Here is a 16,987-nt window from a genome sequence, read left to right as displayed (position 1 = left end):
GCTCGGGGACTACTCGGGGGTTTCGTCGAGCGCGTGGCCCACGAGGGACAAGAGGGTCTCGATGGCCGAGATCCGGCGGCGCGCATCCATGATCATTACAGGTATGTGCGCCGGGATCGTCAACGCCTCCCGCACGTCCTCCGCCTCGAACAGCTCGCTGCCGTCGAAGTGGTTCACCGCGACGACGTACGGCAGTCCGCAGCTCTCGAAGTAGTCCAGCGCCGGGAAGCAGTCCTTCAGGCGGCGGGTGTCGGCCATGACGACGGCGCCGATCGCGCCGCGCACCAGGTCGTCCCACATGAACCAGAAGCGCTGCTGGCCCGGCGTGCCGAACAGGTAGAGCACCAGGTCGTCGTCGAGCGTGATGCGGCCGAAGTCCATGGCCACGGTGGTGGTGAGCTTGCCCGGGGTGGCGGTGAGGTCGTCGGTCTCCTCGCTCGCCTCGGTCATCAGCGCCTCGGTCTGCAGGGGCGTGATCTCCGAGACGGCGGTGACCAGCGTGGTCTTGCCGACACCGAAGCCGCCGGCCACCACGATCTTCGTGGCGATGGGCGCCCGCGTGCGGTCCGCCTGCCAGGGCTGCATGGGCTCGTCCAGGTCGACGAGCGGGGAGACGCCGGAGGCGGCGGCGTCAGAGACGACGGAGTCCACTGAGCACCCTTTCGAGCAGAGCGCGGTCCGGACGGCCCGTTCCGTGGCCGGTTCCGGTGCCGTACACACGGATCTTTCCCTGGTCCGCCAGGTCGCTGATGAGGACGCGGACCACGCCGAGCGGCATCTTCAGCAGCGCGGCGATCTCGGCCACCGTACGCATGCGGCGGCACAGTTCGACGATGGCCCGCATCTCCGGCATCACGCGGGAGGTGAGGCTGCCGTTCGTCAGTTCCTTGCGCTCCTCGGCGGCCTCCAGCGCGGCGGTGCCGGCGGTGGCGCCGACGAACGTCTCCACGAGCAGGACGTGGCCGAAGCGGGTGCGGCCGCCGGTGAGCGAGTAGGGGCGTACGCGGGCGGGCTTGCGGTCCGCGCCGCGCACGGGGAGGTTCCCCCGGCCGTTCTTCGCGGGACTGCTGCTCATCGGGCGCTCCCCGTCGGTTCGGACGACTCGGACTCCAGGGACTTCCGCAGTTCGCTGCGGAGTTCGGGGGTCAGCACGTGGCCGGCGCGGCCGACGAAGAGCGCCATGTGGTAGGCGACGACGCTCATGTCGCAGTCCGCGGAGCCGTGCACGCCGAGCAGCGAGCCGTCGCTGATCGACATCACGAAGAGGCTGCCCTCCTCCATGGCGACCATCGTGTGCTTCACGTTGCCGAAGTCCATCAGCCGGGCGGCACCGACGGTCAGGCTGCCGACGCCGGAGACGACCGTGGCCAGGTCGGCGGCGGAGCCGCGCGGTCCGGTGCGGCGCACGGCCTGCGCCTCGCGGGCCGCGTCGTTCCTGTCCTGGTCGGAGGAGAGGAGCAGCAGCCCGTCGGAGGAGACCACGGCGACCGATTGGATGCCGGGGACCTCCTCGACGAGGTTGGTCAGCAGCCAGTGGAGATTGCGGGCTTCGCTGCTCAGGCCGAAGGTACTGGGCGCGGTCAACTGCTTGCCTCCTCGACAGTGCCCCCCGTGGCTTCTTCGGTTGTCCCCGCCGCGGCGGACGGCGCCTCGTGCTGTTCCGTCCGGTCGGCGATCTCCGCCTCGACGTCACGCCGGCCGGCCTCCGCACCGCGGCGGAAACCTCCCAGGCGACGGCGGAGTGCCTCGGCGTCCACGGAGCCCGAGGTGCGCGGCCTCGGTGCCGCGGCGGGGGTGGTGAGTTTCGGGGTCCGCTTGGGCAGGCCCTTGTCGGTGACGGGTTCGGCCGGCTCGCCGCCGGCGTCCTGGCCGGTGCGCGACGTGCCCTCGTCCGTCGTGCGGTCGTGGGTGTCGGGGCCGATGGCGTACGGGTCGGGTGCGGGCCGCGGTGCCGGGGCGCGCGTGGGCTCCGGCTCCGGCTCGGGCGTCGGCGCCGCCTTCGGCTCGGGCTCGGCCTCGGTTTCGGGCTTCGGCTCCGGCGTGGGCTCCGGCTTCGGCGTCCGGGTCTGCGGTCCGGTCTGGGCCGGGATCAGCAGGGCCATCGTGGAGTCGTCGGGGAGGTCGTGACCCCGGGCGGGCGCGGTGTCCGCCTCGTGGGTCGCTTCCGGGGCCGGGGTCGCTTCCTCGGCCGGGGTGGCTTCGGGGTCCGAGGTGGCTTCCGGGTCCGAGGTGGCTTCCGGGTCCCGTTCGGCTGCGGCCGGGCGCGGTTCCGGGTCCGTAGTCGGATCGGCGCCCTCCGCCTCGGCGTCCCGCGCCGCACCGGCGTCCTCCGACTCGCCCTCCGCGTCGGCCTCCGCGCGCCGTACGGCCCGTTCCGCCGAGGCGACGAGCGGGTCGGCGTCCGGGTGCGCGCCCTTCTCGGCGCGGCCGTGCAGGACGTTGGAGTTGGCCTCCGCGTCGGCGCCCGGCAGGGAGAAGGACCCCGTGTCGGTCATCGGCACGCTCGGGGCCAGCGCCGCCGGTGGAGCCGCCGCGAGCAGCGGTCCGGGCAGGACCACGACGGCCGCCACACCGCCCTGCTTCTGCTCGCGCAGCCGTACCCGCGCCCCGTGCCGGTGGGCGAGCCGGGCCACCACGTAGAGGCCGAGTCCGAGGCCGTCGTCGCCCTCCTGGTCGTAGGGCGCCTCCGGGTCGAAGTCGGTGAGGCGGGCGTTCAGACGCTGGAGGCGTTCGGTGGCCATGCCGATGCCCTCGTCCTGGACGGAGAGCATCACCTCGCCGTTCTCCAGCAGCCAGCCGGAGACCTCGACGGGCAGGTCGGGCGGCGAGAAGGAGGTGGCGTTCTCCATCAGCTCGGCCAGCAGGTGGGAGAGGTCGTCGGCGGCGAAGCCGGCCACGTGCGCGTGCGGCGGCAGCGCGGCGATGCGGACCCGCTCGTACCGCTCGATCTCGCTCACCGCGGCCCGGACCACGTCGACCAGCGGCACCGGCGAGGCGCTGTGCTGCACGTGCTCGGTGCCGGCCAGCACGAGGAGGTTCTCGCTGTGCCGGCGCATCACGGTGGCGAAGTGGTCGAGCTTGAACAGGGTGGCCAGGCGGTCCGGGTCCTGCTCGCGCTCCTCCAGGCTCTCGATGACCGCGAGTTGCCGCTCGACCAGGCCGAGGGTGCGCAGCGCCAGGTTCACGAAGGTGGAGCCGATGCTCTTGCGGACCACCTCCAGCTGGGCGGCGGAGCGGTCGAGTTCGGCGCGCAGTTCCTCGCGGGCGTCGGCCATCTTCTGCCGCTGGCCGACGAGGTGCTTGCGGTCGGACTCCAGCGTGTTGACGCGCTCGGCGAGGGTGACGGCGTGCGCGTGCAGGGCGTTGACGGAGCGGACGACCTGGGCGAACTCGTCGTTGCGGCCGGTGAAGGCGACGGCCTCCTCGGCCGCCGGGTCCTGGGCCTCCGCCAGCCGGGCCGAGCCGCGCCGCAGGACCGACAGCGGGCGGGTGAGGGTGCGGGCCATGGCAGTGGCGATGCCGACGGCGACCAGGAGCAGGGCGCCGAGGGCGGCGACGCGGATCTCCAGCGCGGTGACGTCGTCGTCGCGCAGCTTCTCCAGGTCCTGGACGCGCTTCTCGTAGAGGGCGGACTCGGCGCCGCGCATGGCGTCGACCCGGGCGGAGAGCGCGGCGTCCAGCCGCTTGGTGCTGGTGCGCAGGTCGGCGTCGGAGAGCGTCGGCTCGTCGGTGAGCCCGGCGAGGTACTTGTCGGCGGAGTTGACCTCGGGGCCGGCGACGGTGGCGTCGAAGCGGTCCCGCGCCTCCTTGGGCGCGCCCTCGCGGAAGTCGGCGAGGGCCGCGTCGGAGCGCACCCGGGCCTGCTGGGCGGCGGCGGCGAGCGCGTCGCGCTGCTCGGCGTCGGCGTCCGAGGAGGTGGACGTCTCGGTGGGCAGGCCCGTGATCGGGTCGATGACCGTCTCGGTGCTGCTCGGCACGTTCAGGGCCGCCAGCAGCAGTCCGCGGGTGGCGGCGGCCTGCTGGACGGCGGTGTCCAGCTCGGCGAGGGCGTAGGCGCCGGCGCCCGCGCGGGGCGGCATCTGCTCGGCCAGGTCCTCGGCCAGAGCGTGGAGTTCGGCGATCGCCTCCGAGTACGCCTCGTGCGCTTCGAGGGCGGTGCTCTTGCCGGTGAGGGCGGCCCGGCGCAGGGCGGCGACGGCGTCCAGGTCCTCGCGCAGGGAGGCGGGCGTGTCGGGGTCGGCGCGCAGTTCCTCCACCTGGCGGTCGACTCGGGCGCTGCGCTGCTCGGAGGGCGCCTTGGACTTGGGGCGGCCGGCGGCGATGTACGGGGTCACCTCGTCGCGCTCGTCGGCGAGGGAGTGCGCGAGGGTCAGCGCGCCCTGGGTCTGCTCGGCGAGCGTCACCAGTTCCTGAGAGTCGTGCAGTTGCCCCGAGGCGGCCACGATCGACGGGGCTCCCGCACCGGCGACGGCCGCGGCCACGACCGCCACGGCGACGATGAGCCGGTTGCGTACGTGGGTGGGGCGGCCCTTGCCGACGGGAACCGCCGGCGGCGCCGGGGTGGAGGTGCCGGGGGTACGCTCCGCGCTCCCCGCGGGGGCCGTCTGCTTGTCTGTGCGACGAGGCCGCGTCTTCTGCACCGGTGCTCGCATTCCTGACTCGTGTACCCGTGGGCGCGGGTGGCGCTCCGTCAACTGGCCGGTCGGCGCGTGGGCCCTCCGCCACGCTCCGGACTGCTCCCCGGCCGCCGACCGGGCGTCGGACGGGGAACACCGCGTGAGCAGGGCAGGCCCCCACCGGTTCCCGACCCTCCCAGTGCCGGTGGGCGGTGGGCGCGCATCATCCGACCCGCCACCCGAAGGAGTGAACCCCGGACGGGAGTTGGTGGGCAAGTTCCGCCGGCTCGTGCGACTCGCCTGTGCGGCGAGCCGGTTGGACGTCTGCGGCGGGCGGTGGCACTATGTGCCGCCACGCACCGCCGGAGTGCCGAATTCCCTCCCAAAAGCGGCGCCTGACCTGCGCCGCCGGGTCGAATCCGGGAGAACTCGAGGAGGGTGTCGGCCTTTTGCGGACGCCGTGAAGGGGTCGTGCAGACTGGCCGGATGCGCACGGAACTCGTCTCGGAACCCGGACTCGCCGACCACCCCAACGAGGACTTCGCGAGCGTCGGACTACCGGCCTCCGGACAGGGTGGTTCACTCGTCGTGCTGGACGGTGTGACGCCGCCGCGGGGCGCGACGGGGTGTCTGCATTCCGTACCCTGGTTCACCGCGCGCCTCGGTGGAGCACTGACCGAACTGACCGTTTCACTCCCGGATGTTCCCCTCACCGAAGCCCTGTCCCGCGCCATCGCGCGTACCTCCTCGGCGCACGCGGAAACCTGTGACCTTTCTCACCCCCGCACTCCGCAGGCAACCGTGGTCGTCGCCCGCTGGTCCCCCGCGACGGTCGAGTACCTGGTCCTGTCCGACTCGGCCCTGCTGGTGGAGGCCGCCGACGGCACGGTCACGGCCCTGCTGGACGACCGCCTGGCCCGGCTGCCCCGCTCCGCCCTCGCCACCGAGGCGTCGGTGGACTCGCGTCTGCGCAACAAGGAGGGCGGCTTCTTCACGGCCGCGGCCGATCCGTCGGTGGCGGCGCGGGCGGTGACGGGGACCCTGCCGCGCGACGGGGTGCGGACGCTGGCGGCGCTGACGGACGGGGCCGGGCGGTGGGTGGAGAAGTTCCGCGAGGGCGACTGGGCGGACTGCCTGGCGCTGGTGCGCAAGCAGGGGGCGCAGGCGCTGGTGGACCGGGTGCGGGAGCTGGAACGCGCGGACGCGGCGGGCGCCCGGGCGTTCCTGGGACGCGGCAAGACCCATGACGACGCGACGGTGGTCTACGCGGAGTTGTGAACGGCCGGGGGGCCGGTGCTGCCGGTGCTACCTCTCCATCCCCCGGTTCAGCTCGTGCAGCAGCCGCGCCAGTTCCGTCACCTCGCGGGGGTCCCAGTCGGCGAGCCGGCGGGCGTACCGGGCGCGGCGGGCCTCCCGGACGCGGCCGACGCGGGCCTGGCCCTCCGGGGTCAGGGTGACCAGCCAGGCGCGGCCGTCGGCGGGGTCGGGTTCGCGGGCGATCAGGCCCAGTTCCTCCAGGGCGCGCAACTGGCGGGACATCGTCGCCTTGCCGACGCCGATGTAGGCGGCCAGCTCGGTGGCGCGCTGCCCGCCGCACTCGCCGAGCCGCACGAGGAGGCCGTACGCCGAGGACTCCAGGTCGGGGTGGACCTCGCGGGCCATCTCGCCCTGGTTGGCCCGGGCCCGCCGCAGCAGCACCGTCAGCTCGCGCTCCAGCGCCAGGAACTCGGGCTGGTTCACACCACTGCCGGACACCGCGGATTCGACTCCGCGACCGTCGCCGTTCCCGTCCTCGTGCACGTCAGCCCCTGCCTCGATTTTCCCGGTCCTGAAAGTTTCCGCCACGGGGCGCCATCGCCGCAGCTCGGCAAGTATTTCGCAGGCTTAGACCAACGGCAGCCTCCGGTCCCCCTTCCCACCCGGCGTTCTACGTGCGTAGCGTCTTCTCCGGGAGCGACGGATGGCATGCGCACGCCAGTCCGGCGCACGCCCCGGCTCCCTCCCCACTCGCGCATCCCCCACCGAGCACCACCGAGCCATCGGAGGCACGTCATGCTCGTGCACAGATCCGGATCGGCCCGCGGACGGCGCTTCGCCGTCGCCGGGACTCTGCTCGCCGCGTTCTCCCTGCTGTTCACCGTCCCCGCCCACTCCGCGCCGGCCGACGACGTCCCGCCGCGCGGGTCCGCCCACATGGGCATGGGCGTGGTGGAGCACGACGGACAGCACGGCACGCCCGTCCCCGGCCGCGCCACCCAGACGGAGGGTGTGGACGTCTCCAGCCACCAGGGCAACGTGGCCTGGTCGACCCTGTGGAACAGCGGGGTCAGGTGGGCCTACGTCAAGGCCACCGAGGGGACGTACTACGAGAACCCCTACTTCGCCCAGCAGTACAACGGCTCGTACAACGTCGGCATGATCCGCGGGGCGTACCACTTCGCCACGCCGGACACGACCAGCGGCGCCGCCCAGGCCAACTTCTTCGTCGACAACGGCGGCGGCTGGTCCCGCGACGGCAAGACGCTGCCGGGCGCGCTGGACATCGAGTGGAACCCGTACGGGGCCGCCTGCTACGGCAAGACGCAGAGCCAGATGGTCTCCTGGATCCGCGACTTCCTGAACACGTACAAGGCCCGCACCGGCCGCGACGCCGTGATCTACACGGCGACCAGCTGGTGGACCCAGTGCACCGGCAACTACGGCGGCTTCGCGGCGAACAACCCGCTGTGGATCGCGCGGTACGCCTCCACCGTGGGCACCCTGCCGGCGGGATGGCCGTACTACACGATGTGGCAGTACACCTCGTCCGGTCCGACGGTCGGGGACCACAACAAGTTCAACGGGGCCCTGGACCGCGTGCAGGCGCTCGCCAACGGTTGAGCCGGACAGGGGCCGGCCTCCCGTCGAGGAGGTCCGGCCCCTGCCCTTTCACCCGGTCACGTCCGTCACGCCGCGACCGGGACCTCCGGCTCCGCACCGTTCGTCGCCGGTGCGAGCGCCAGTTCCAGGACCTGCCGGACGTCGGTGACGGCGTGGACGTCGAGCTTGTCCAGCACCTCCGCCGGGACGTCGTCCAGGTCGGGCTCGTTGCGCTTGGGGATGATCACCGTGGTGACGCCCGCCCGGTGCGCCGCGAGCAGCTTCTGCTTCACCCCGCCGATCGGCAGCACGCGGCCGGTCAGCGAGACCTCCCCGGTCATCGCCACGTCGGTGCGGACCAGCCGCCCGGACAGCAGCGAGGCCAGCGCCGTGGTCATCGTGATGCCGGCGCTCGGGCCGTCCTTGGGGACCGCGCCCGCCGGGAAGTGGATGTGCACGCCCCGGTCCTTGAGGTCGCCGACCGGAAGCTCCAGTTCGGCGCCGTGGCTGCGCAGGAAGCTCAGCGCGATCTGCGCCGACTCCTTCATCACGTCGCCCAGCTGACCGGTCAGCGTCAGGCCCGCCGCGCCCGTCTCCGGGTCGGCCAGCGACGCCTCGACGTACAGGACGTCGCCGCCCGCCCCGGTGACCGCGAGGCCGGTGGCCACGCCCGGCACCGAGGTGCGGCGCTCGGCCGGTTCCTGGGCGGACTCCGGCACGTGGTGCGGCCGGCCGATCAGGTCACGCAGGTCGCCCTCCGTGATCGTGAAGGGCAGCTCCCGCTCGCCCAGCTCGTGCTGGGCCGCGACCTTGCGCAGCAGCCGGGCGATCGACCGCTCCAGGGTGCGCACGCCCGCCTCGCGGGTGTACTCGCCGGCCAGCTTGCGCAGCGCGCCCTCCTCGACCTTCACCTCGTCGCCGTCGAGTCCGGCCCGCTCCAGCTGGCGCGGGAGCAGGTGGTCGCGGGCGATGACGATCTTCTCGTCCTCGGTGTAGCCGTCGAGGCGGACCAGCTCCATGCGGTCGAGCAGCGCCTCCGGGATGGCCTCCAGGACGTTGGCGGTGGCGAGGAAGACCACGTCGGACAGGTCCAGCTCGACCTCCAGGTAGTGGTCCCGGAAGGTGTGGTTCTGGGCCGGGTCGAGGACTTCCAGCAGGGCGGCGGCCGGGTCGCCCCGGAAGTCCGAGCCCACCTTGTCGATCTCGTCGAGGAGCACGACCGGGTTCATGGAGCCCGCCTCCTTGATCGCCCGCACGATCCGGCCGGGCAGCGCGCCGACGTACGTACGCCGGTGGCCGCGGATCTCGGCCTCGTCGCGCACACCGCCGAGGGCGACGCGGACGAACTTGCGCCCCATCGCGTGGGCGACGGACTCGCCGAGGCTGGTCTTGCCGACGCCGGGCGGGCCGACCAGGGCGAGCACGGCACCGCCGCGCCGCCCGCCGACGACGCCGAGGCCCCGGTCGACGCGCCGCTTGCGCACCACCAGGTACTCGGTGATCCGCTCCTTCACGTCCTCCAGGCCGGCGTGCTCGGCGTCGAGCACCGCCTGGGCGCCCTGGATGTCGTAGGCGTCCTCCGTGCGCTCGTTCCACGGCATCTCCAGCACCGTGTCGAGCCAGGTGCGGATCCAGGAGCCCTCCGGCGACTGGTCGGAGGAGCGCTCCAGCTTGTCGACCTCCTTGAGCGCGGCCTCGCGGACCTTCTCGGGCAGGTCGGCGGCCTCCACGCGGGCGCGGTAGTCGTCGGACTCCTCGCCCTCCTGCTCGCCGTTGAGTTCGCGCAGCTCCTTGCGCACGGCCTCGAGCTGGCGGCGCAGCAGGAACTCGCGCTGCTGCTTGTCGACGCCCTCCTGGACGTCCTTGGCGATGGTCTCGGCGACGTCCTGCTCGGCGAGGTGGTCGCGCAGCTGCTGGGTGGCGAGCTTCAGCCGGGCGACCGGGTCGGCGGTCTCCAGCAGCTCCACCTTCTGGTCGGTGGTGAGGAACGGCGAGTAGCCCGAGTTGTCGGCGAGCGCGGAGACGCCGTCGATGGCCTGGACGCGGTCCACGACCTGCCAGGCGCCGCGCTTGCGCAGCCAGGCGGTGGCCAGCGCCTTGTACTCCTTCACCAGCTCGGCGACCTGGCCGGGCAGCGGGTCGGGCACGGTCTCGTCGACGCGGGTGCCCTCGACCCACAGGGCGGCGCCGGGGCCGGTGGTGCCGGCGCCGATCCGCACGCGGTGCCGGCCGCGGATCAGGGCCCCCGGGTCGCCGTCGGCCAGGCGGCCCACCTGCTCGACGGTGCCCAGGACGCCGGTCTTGGCGTAGGTGCCGTCGACGCGCGGGACGAGCAGCACCCGGGGCTTTCCGGGCTCGGAACTGGCGGCGGCCTGGGCGGCCTCCACCGCGGCCCGTACCTCGGCGTCGCTCAGGTCCAGGGGGACGACCATCCCGGGCAGCACCACTTCGTCGTCGAGCGGCAGCACGGGCAGGGTGAGCGGTGTGAAGGCGGCGGACTCAGCAGCCATGATCTCCCCTTCGGCAGTCAAGTTGAGTTACATGGACTCAATGAAAGGGAGTCCCCGATTGTTCCCCCCACCCTGTTCGCTCAGAGCGATCAAGATCGGGGGCATCCCGCACGCCCTGCCTCGCCCGACCCGCCTCCGGCCGCCCCGCCTCCAGGGAAGCACCGTCGGACCCGGCGGCATTCCTTTGCCAGGATGGGCCGATGCCCTTCACTTCCCACGACTCCCACGACACCCCCGAAGTCCTGGACCGCCGCGAGGGCCCGCACGGCGAGGTGGTGCTGCGCCGGCACGGGGAACTGCTGCAGATCATCGCCAACGGCTGCTTCCTGATGGACACCTCCGACGGCCGCTCCGAGCGCCGGCTGGTCGACGCCGCGGCCGAGGCGCTCACCGCGGCCGGCGGGCCGCCCTCGCCGCACCTGCTCATCGGCGGCCTCGGCGTCGGCTTCTCGCTCGCACACGCCGCCGCCGACCCGCGCTGGGGCCGGATCGCGGTCGTCGAGCGCGAGCCCGCCATCATCGACTGGCACCGGGAGGGGCCACTGGCGGCGCTGTCCGCCCAGGCACTGGCCGACCCTCGCGCGGAGATCGTCCAAGCGGATCTGGTGCGTTACGTCAATGAGACTTCCGACACGTACGACGCGCTCTGTCTCGACATCGACAACGGCCCCGGCTGGACCGTCACCGAGGACAACGACGGCCTCTACGAGCCGGCCGGACTGGCGGGCTGCGCAAGGGTGTTGAGGCCCGGCGGGGTGCTGGCCGTGTGGTCCGCGCAGCCCTCTCCGGAATTCGAAGAAACCTTGCGTAATGCCGGGTTCCAGCAGGTGCGTACCGAAGAGATCCCGGTTGCCCGGGGCGTTCCGGACGTCGTCCACCTCGCCGTCGGGCCTGGATAGCAATGGCGCGGCAGATCCCCGTACGCTGCTGCCCTGACGCGGTCATTCAAGCGTCAATCGCAGTCATGCGCAGACGAGGAATCACCCCACTGATTCCGGTAAGCACACCTCAGGGGCGGGCGATGGAGCAGACACAGACCTCCCACAGCGGCACGGCGACGGCGACCCAGGGCGCACAGCGCCGGGTGCTGGTCGTCGAGGACGACCAGACGATCGTCGAGGCCATCGCCACCCGCCTGCGCGCCGAGGGATTCCTGGTGCAAACGGCGGGTGACGGGCCGTCCGCGGTCGACACGGCCGAGGCGTGGCAGCCCGACCTGCTCATCCTCGACATCATGCTGCCCGGCTTCGACGGCCTGGAGGTCTGCCGGCGCGTGCAGGCCCAGCGGCCGGTGCCGGTGCTGATGCTCACCGCGCGCGACGACGAGACGGACATGCTGGTCGGGCTCGGCGTGGGTGCCGACGACTACATGACCAAGCCGTTCTCGATGCGTGAGCTGGCCGCCCGCGTGCACGTGCTGCTGCGCCGGGTGGAGCGGGCCGTGGTGGCCGCCTCCACGCCGCGCAGCGGCATCCTGCGCCTCGGCGAACTGGAGATCGACCACGCGCAGCGCCGGGTGCGGGTGCGCAGCGAGGACGTCCACCTCACGCCGACCGAGTTCGACCTGCTGGTCTGCCTGGCGAACACCCCGCGCGCGGTGCTCTCCCGCGAGCAGCTGCTGGCCGAGGTGTGGGACTGGGCGGACGCCTCGGGCACCCGGACCGTCGACAGCCACATCAAGGCACTGCGCCGCAAGATCGGCGCCGAGCGCATCCGCACGGTGCACGGCGTGGGCTACGCGCTGGAGACGCCGACGCCATGAGCCGAGGGCGGGATGCCGCGCACAGGGGCCCCGGCCCCCGGACCACCGGGGAATCCTGGGGCGGTGTACGCCCGTTCTCGATCAAGACCAAGCTGGGCGCGCTGGTCGTCACCTCGGTGCTGATCACCACGGGTCTGTCGGTGATCGCGGTGCACACCAAGACGGAGCTGCGCTTCATCACGGTCTTCTCGATGATCGCCACCCTGCTGATCACCCAGTTCGTCGCGCACGGGCTGACCGCGCCACTGGACGAGATGAACGCCGTGGCCCGGTCCATCTCGCACGGCGACTACACCCGCCGGGTGCGCGAGAACCGCCGGGACGAGCTGGGCGACCTGGCCGTCACCATCAACCGCATGGCCGACGACCTGGAGGCCCAGGACCTCCAGCGCAAGGAGCTGGTCGCCAACGTCTCGCACGAGCTGCGCACCCCCATCGCGGGCCTGCGCGCGGTGCTGGAGAACATCGTCGACGGCGTCACCGAGGCCGACCCGGAGACCATGCGCACGGCGCTCGGCCAGACCGAGCGGCTCGGCCGGCTGGTGGAGACGCTGCTGGACCTCTCCCGGCTGGACAACGGGGTCATCCCGCTGCGCAAACGGCGCTTCGAGGTGTGGCCGTACCTCTCCGGCGTGCTCAAGGAGGCCAACATGGTCGCCTCGGCCCGCGCGGGCATCGCCTCCGGCTCCGGCAGCCACACCCGTACCGACGTGCACCTGGCCCTGGACGTCTTCCCGCCGGACCTGACCGCGCACGCCGACCCGGAGCGCATCCACCAGGTCGTCGCCAACCTCATCGACAACGCCGTCAAGCACAGCCCCCCGCACGGCCGGGTCACGGTGCGGGCGCGGCGCGGGGAGCTGCCGGAGTCGCTGGAGCTGGAGGTGCTCGACGAGGGCCCCGGCATCCCGCGCTCGGAGTGGCGCCGGGTGTTCGAGCGGTTCAACCGGGGCGCGGTGTCCCGGCCGCACGGTCCGGGCAGCGACGGCGGCACCGGTCTGGGCCTGGCGATCGCGCGCTGGGCGGTGGATCTGCACGGCGGCCGGATCGGAGTGGCCGAATCCGAGCGCGGATGCCGGATTCTCATCACTCTTCCGGGCCTGCCGTCGGCACCGAGTTGACGTAGGGTTCGAAGCGGAGCGACAAGATCCACTGGCGTTCGCCCTGGCGGACACGTGTGATCAGGCACAGGCCCGCGTTTTCTCCGCGCCGGGTCGCGGTCTCCCCTTCCCACGCGTAACGGAACCTCGCTTGTTTCCCGCCATTTCCAGCGCTGAAACACGGTCCGCGATGTGACTTACGCGACGATGAACGGGCCCGGTCTGACCTTCCGGGTCGGGGAGGCGTAGCCTTGATTCCCGCTGTCCACCATCTTGTGAAGCGGAAGAGGGCGGTTCTCGCCGTGTCGCCACAGTCCCCCAGTAACTCGAGCATCTCGACCGACACCGACCAAGCGGGCAACGCGGGCAAGAACCCCGCGGCCGCCTTCGGTGCCAACGAGTGGCTCGTCGACGAGATCTATCAGCAGTACCTCCAGGACCCGAACTCCGTGGATCGAGCCTGGTGGGACTTCTTCGCCGACTACAAGCCCGGAGCGGCCGCCGCGCAGTCCGCGTCCGGCGCCGCGACCACGGACTCCGCCAGCGCCCCCCAGGCCGCCCCCGCGCCGCAGGCGCAGGCCGCCGCTCCGGCCCAGCCGAAGGCGGCCCCCCAGCCGGCCGCCCCCGCGAAGCCGGCCGCGCAGCCCGCAGCCGCCGCTCCCGCGGCCCCGGCCGCTCCGGCCGCGAAGCCCGCCGCCGCTCCGGCCAAGCCCGCCGCCAAGCCGCAGGCCAAGGCCGCCGCGCCCGCCAAGGACGCCGACTCCGCGCCCGAGGGCCCCGAGCTGGTCACCCTGCGCGGTCCCGCCGCCGCGGTCGCCAAGAACATGAACGCCTCGCTGGAGCTGCCCACGGCCACGTCCGTGCGCGCGGTCCCGGTGAAGCTGCTGTTCGACAACCGCATCGTCATCAACAACCACCTCAAGCGCGCCCGGGGCGGGAAGATCTCCTTCACGCACCTGATCGGCTACGCGATGGTGCAGGCCATCAAGGCCATGCCGGCGATGAACTACGCGTTCGGCGAGAAGGACGGCAAGCCGACGCTGATCAAGCCGCCGCACGTCAACCTCGGTCTCGCCATCGACCTGGTCAAGCCCAACGGCGACCGCCAGCTGGTCGTCGCGGCGATCAAGAAGGCCGAGACCATGAACTTCTTCGAGTTCTGGCAGGCCTACGAGGACATCGTCCGCCGCGCCCGCGACGGCAAGCTGACGATGGACGACTTCACCGGCGTCACGGTCTCCCTGACCAACCCCGGCGGCCTCGGCACCGTCCACTCCGTGCCGCGCCTGATGCCCGGCCAGTCGGTGATCATGGGCGTCGGCTCCATGGACTACCCGGCGGAGTTCCAGGGCACCTCACAGGACACCCTGAACAAGCTCGGCATCTCGAAGGTCATGACGCTCACGTCGACCTACGACCACCGGGTCATCCAGGGCGCCGCCTCCGGCGAGTTCCTGCGCCAGGTCGCCAACCTGCTGCTCGGCGAGAACGGCTTCTACGACGACATCTTCAAGGCGCTGCGCATCCCCTACGAGCCGGTCCGCTGGCTCAAGGACATCGACGCCTCGCACGACGACGACGTCACCAAGGCCGCCCGCGTCTTCGAGCTGATCCACTCCTACCGGGTCCGCGGCCACGTCATGGCCGACACCGACCCGCTGGAGTACCAGCAGCGCAAGCACCCCGACCTGGACATCACCGAGCACGGGCTCACCCTGTGGGACCTGGAGCGGGAGTTCGCGGTCGGCGGCTTCGCCGGCAAGTCCCTGATGAAGCTGCGCGACATCCTCGGCGTGCTGCGCGACTCGTACTGCCGCACCACCGGCGTCGAGTTCATGCACATCCAGGACCCCAAGCAGCGCAAGTGGATCCAGGACCGCATCGAGCGCTCGCACACCAAGCCGGAGCGCGAGGAGCAGCTGCGCATCCTGCGCCGGCTCAACGCCGCCGAGGCGTTCGAGACGTTCCTGCAGACCAAGTACGTCGGCCAGAAGCGCTTCTCCCTGGAGGGCGGCGAGTCCGTCATCCCGCTGCTGGACGCGGTCATCGACTCGGCGGCCGAGTCCCGCCTGGACGAGGTCGTCATCGGCATGGCCCACCGCGGCCGGCTGAACGTCCTGGCCAACGTGGTCGGCAAGTCGTACGCGCAGATCTTCCGCGAGTTCGAGGGCAACCTCGACCCGAAGTCGATGCACGGCTCCGGCGACGTGAAGTACCACCTGGGCGCCGAGGGCACCTTCACGGGCCTGGACGGCGAGCAGATCAAGGTCTCGCTGGTCGCCAACCCCTCGCACCTGGAGGCGGTCGACCCGGTCCTGGAGGGCGTCGCCCGCGCCAAGCAGGACATCATCAACAAGGGCGGCACGGACTTCACCGTCCTGCCGGTGGCGATCCACGGCGACGCGGCCTTCGCGGGCCAGGGCGTGGTGGCCGAGACCCTGAACATGTCGCAGCTGCGCGGCTACCGCACCGGCGGCACGGTCCACGTGGTCATCAACAACCAGGTCGGCTTCACCGCCGCCCCGGAGTCCTCGCGCTCCTCGATGTACGCCACCGACGTGGCCCGCATGATCGAGGCCCCGATCTTCCACGTGAACGGCGACGACCCGGAGGCCGTGGTCCGCGTCGCGCGGCTCGCCTTCGAGTTCCGCCAGGCGTTCAACAAGGACGTGGTGATCGACCTCATCTGCTACCGCCGCCGCGGTCACAACGAGTCGGACAACCCGGCCTTCACCCAGCCGCTGATGTACGACCTGATCGACAAGAAGCGCTCGGTGCGCAAGCTCTACACCGAGTCCCTCATCGGTCGCGGCGACATCACCCTGGAAGAGGCCGAGCAGGCGCTGCAGGACTACCAGGGCCAGCTGGAGAAGGTCTTCACCGAGGTCCGCGAGGCCACCTCGCAGCCGTCCGCCGGTGAGTCCTCCGACCCGCAGGCCGAGTTCCCGGTCGCCGTGAACACCGCGGTGTCCAACGAGGTCGTCAAGCGCATCGCCGAGTCCCAGGTCAACATCCCCGACCACGTCACCATCCACCCGCGCCTGCTGCCGCAGCTGCAGCGCCGCGCGGCGATGGTCGAGGACGGCACGATCGACTGGGGCATGGGCGAGACCCTCGCCGTCGGCTCCCTCCTGCTGGAGGGCGTCCCGGTCCGCCTCGCGGGCCAGGACTCGCAGCGCGGCACCTTCGGCCAGCGCCACGCGGTGGTCATCGACCGCGAGACGGGCGACGAGTTCACCCCGCTGCTGTACCTGTCCGAGGACCAGGCCAGGTACAACGTCTACAACTCCCTGCTCTCCGAGTACGCGGCGATGGGCTTCGAGTACGGCTACTCGCTGGCCCGCCCCGACGCGCTGGTGATGTGGGAGGCGCAGTTCGGCGACTTCGTCAACGGCGCGCAGACGGTCGTGGACGAGTTCATCTCGTCGGCGGAGCAGAAGTGGAACCAGACGAGCGGCGTGGTGCTCCTGCTGCCGCACGGCTACGAGGGCCAGGGCCCGGACCACTCCTCGGCCCGCCCGGAGCGCTTCCTCCAGCTCTGCGCCCAGAACAACATGACGGTCGCGATGCCGACCCTGCCGTCGAACTACTTCCACCTCCTGCGGTGGCAGGTGCACAACCCGCACCACAAGCCGCTGGTCGTCTTCACCCCGAAGTCGATGCTGCGCCTGAAGGCCGCGGCCTCGAAGGCGGAGGAGTTCACGACGGGCCAGTTCCGCCCGGTCATCGGCGACGACTCGGTCGACCCGGCCGCCGTCAAGAAGGTCGTCTTCACCGCCGGCAAGGTCTACTACGACCTCGACGCCGAGCGGAAGAAGCGCGGCGTCACGGACACGGCCATCATCCGCATCGAGCGCCTGTACCCGCTGCCGGGTGCCGAGCTCCAGGCGGAGATCGCCAAGTACCCGAACGCCGAGAAGTACCTGTGGGCGCAGGAGGAGCCGGCGAACCAGGGTGCCTGGCCGTTCATCGCGCTCAACCTGATCGACCACCTCGATCTGGCGGTCGGCGCCGACGTCCCGCACGGCGAGCGCCTGCGCCGCATCTCGCGCCCGCACAGCTCGTCCCCGGCCGTCGGTTCCGCCAAGCGGCACCAGGCCGAGCAGGAGCAGCTGGTGCGTGAGGTGTTCGAGGCGTAGT

At 71.9% G+C, this 16,987-nt stretch carries 12 protein-coding genes; 6 read left to right on the top strand and 6 right to left on the bottom strand.

The window, feature by feature from the left end; translation table 11 throughout:
- Positions 1–9: 9 nt before the first annotated feature.
- The 4 genes from ACFZP7_RS23595 to ACFZP7_RS23580 are packed head-to-tail and all read right to left on the bottom strand — an operon-like array spanning position 10 to position 4,652.
- Positions 10–651, bottom strand: a complete 642-nt coding sequence (locus tag ACFZP7_RS23595) for an ATP/GTP-binding protein (protein WP_019326912.1) — start codon at positions 649–651, stop codon at positions 10–12.
- On the bottom strand, positions 632–1,075 hold the full coding sequence (locus ACFZP7_RS23590; RefSeq protein WP_019326913.1) for a DUF742 domain-containing protein: 444 nt from the start codon (positions 1,073–1,075) through the stop codon (positions 632–634). Before ACFZP7_RS23590 ends, ACFZP7_RS23595 begins: the two co-directional genes overlap by 20 nt.
- Positions 1,072–1,584 (bottom strand): roadblock/LC7 domain-containing protein, encoded by a 513-nt coding sequence (locus tag ACFZP7_RS23585; protein WP_030970505.1) that lies wholly within the window; start codon positions 1,582–1,584, stop codon positions 1,072–1,074. Before ACFZP7_RS23585 ends, ACFZP7_RS23590 begins: the two co-directional genes overlap by 4 nt.
- A complete protein-coding gene (locus ACFZP7_RS23580; protein ID WP_385635552.1) occupies positions 1,581–4,652 on the bottom strand; it encodes a nitrate- and nitrite sensing domain-containing protein in 3,072 nt (1,023 codons plus the stop codon). Before ACFZP7_RS23580 ends, ACFZP7_RS23585 begins: the two co-directional genes overlap by 4 nt.
- Before the next feature lie 450 nt (positions 4,653–5,102).
- Between ACFZP7_RS23580 and ACFZP7_RS23575 the strand changes: the two genes are divergently transcribed.
- Positions 5,103–5,894: a protein phosphatase 2C domain-containing protein gene (locus ACFZP7_RS23575; protein WP_136236162.1), complete on the top strand. Its 792-nt coding sequence runs from the start codon at positions 5,103–5,105 to the stop codon at positions 5,892–5,894.
- Positions 5,895–5,921: 27 nt separating this feature from the next.
- On the opposite strand, the gene ACFZP7_RS23570 is transcribed toward ACFZP7_RS23575, so the two are convergent.
- On the bottom strand, positions 5,922–6,416 hold the full coding sequence (locus ACFZP7_RS23570) for a MarR family transcriptional regulator (RefSeq protein ID WP_210902149.1): 495 nt from the start codon (positions 6,414–6,416) through the stop codon (positions 5,922–5,924).
- Positions 6,417–6,668: 252 nt separating this feature from the next.
- Between ACFZP7_RS23570 and ACFZP7_RS23565 the strand changes: the two genes are divergently transcribed.
- Entirely contained in the window at positions 6,669–7,496 is an 828-nt protein-coding gene (locus ACFZP7_RS23565; RefSeq protein WP_031016263.1) for a lysozyme, read from the top strand.
- A gap of 65 nt (positions 7,497–7,561) precedes the next feature.
- On the opposite strand, the gene lon is transcribed toward ACFZP7_RS23565, so the two are convergent.
- Positions 7,562–9,985 (bottom strand): endopeptidase La, encoded by a 2,424-nt coding sequence (gene lon, locus ACFZP7_RS23560; RefSeq protein ID WP_385635548.1) that lies wholly within the window; start codon positions 9,983–9,985, stop codon positions 7,562–7,564.
- A gap of 200 nt (positions 9,986–10,185) precedes the next feature.
- Here lon and ACFZP7_RS23555 point away from each other — a divergent pair, with 200 nt between their 5' ends.
- The 4 genes from ACFZP7_RS23555 to ACFZP7_RS23540 all read left to right on the top strand — a co-directional run bounded on the left by ACFZP7_RS23555 (position 10,186) and on the right by ACFZP7_RS23540 (position 16,986).
- Complete coding sequence (locus tag ACFZP7_RS23555) at positions 10,186–10,884, top strand: spermidine synthase (RefSeq protein WP_086878608.1); 699 nt, start codon at positions 10,186–10,188, stop codon at positions 10,882–10,884.
- A 122-nt stretch (positions 10,885–11,006) separates the two neighbouring features.
- Complete coding sequence (locus tag ACFZP7_RS23550) at positions 11,007–11,747, top strand: response regulator transcription factor (protein ID WP_019326921.1); 741 nt, start codon at positions 11,007–11,009, stop codon at positions 11,745–11,747.
- Positions 11,744–12,868: a cell wall metabolism sensor histidine kinase WalK gene (locus ACFZP7_RS23545; protein WP_019326922.1), complete on the top strand. Its 1,125-nt coding sequence runs from the start codon at positions 11,744–11,746 to the stop codon at positions 12,866–12,868. The genes ACFZP7_RS23550 and ACFZP7_RS23545 overlap by 4 nt, the downstream gene beginning before the upstream one ends.
- A gap of 281 nt (positions 12,869–13,149) precedes the next feature.
- Positions 13,150–16,986: a multifunctional oxoglutarate decarboxylase/oxoglutarate dehydrogenase thiamine pyrophosphate-binding subunit/dihydrolipoyllysine-residue succinyltransferase subunit gene (locus tag ACFZP7_RS23540; RefSeq protein ID WP_029393667.1), complete on the top strand. Its 3,837-nt coding sequence runs from the start codon at positions 13,150–13,152 to the stop codon at positions 16,984–16,986.
- Position 16,987: the final 1 nt, after the last annotated feature.

Source organism: Streptomyces sp. SudanB5_2050 (assembly GCF_964272335.1).
Lineage (GTDB): Bacteria > Actinomycetota > Actinomycetes > Streptomycetales > Streptomycetaceae > Streptomyces > Streptomyces rochei.
This window is presented reverse-complemented; position numbering and strand designations above follow the sequence as displayed.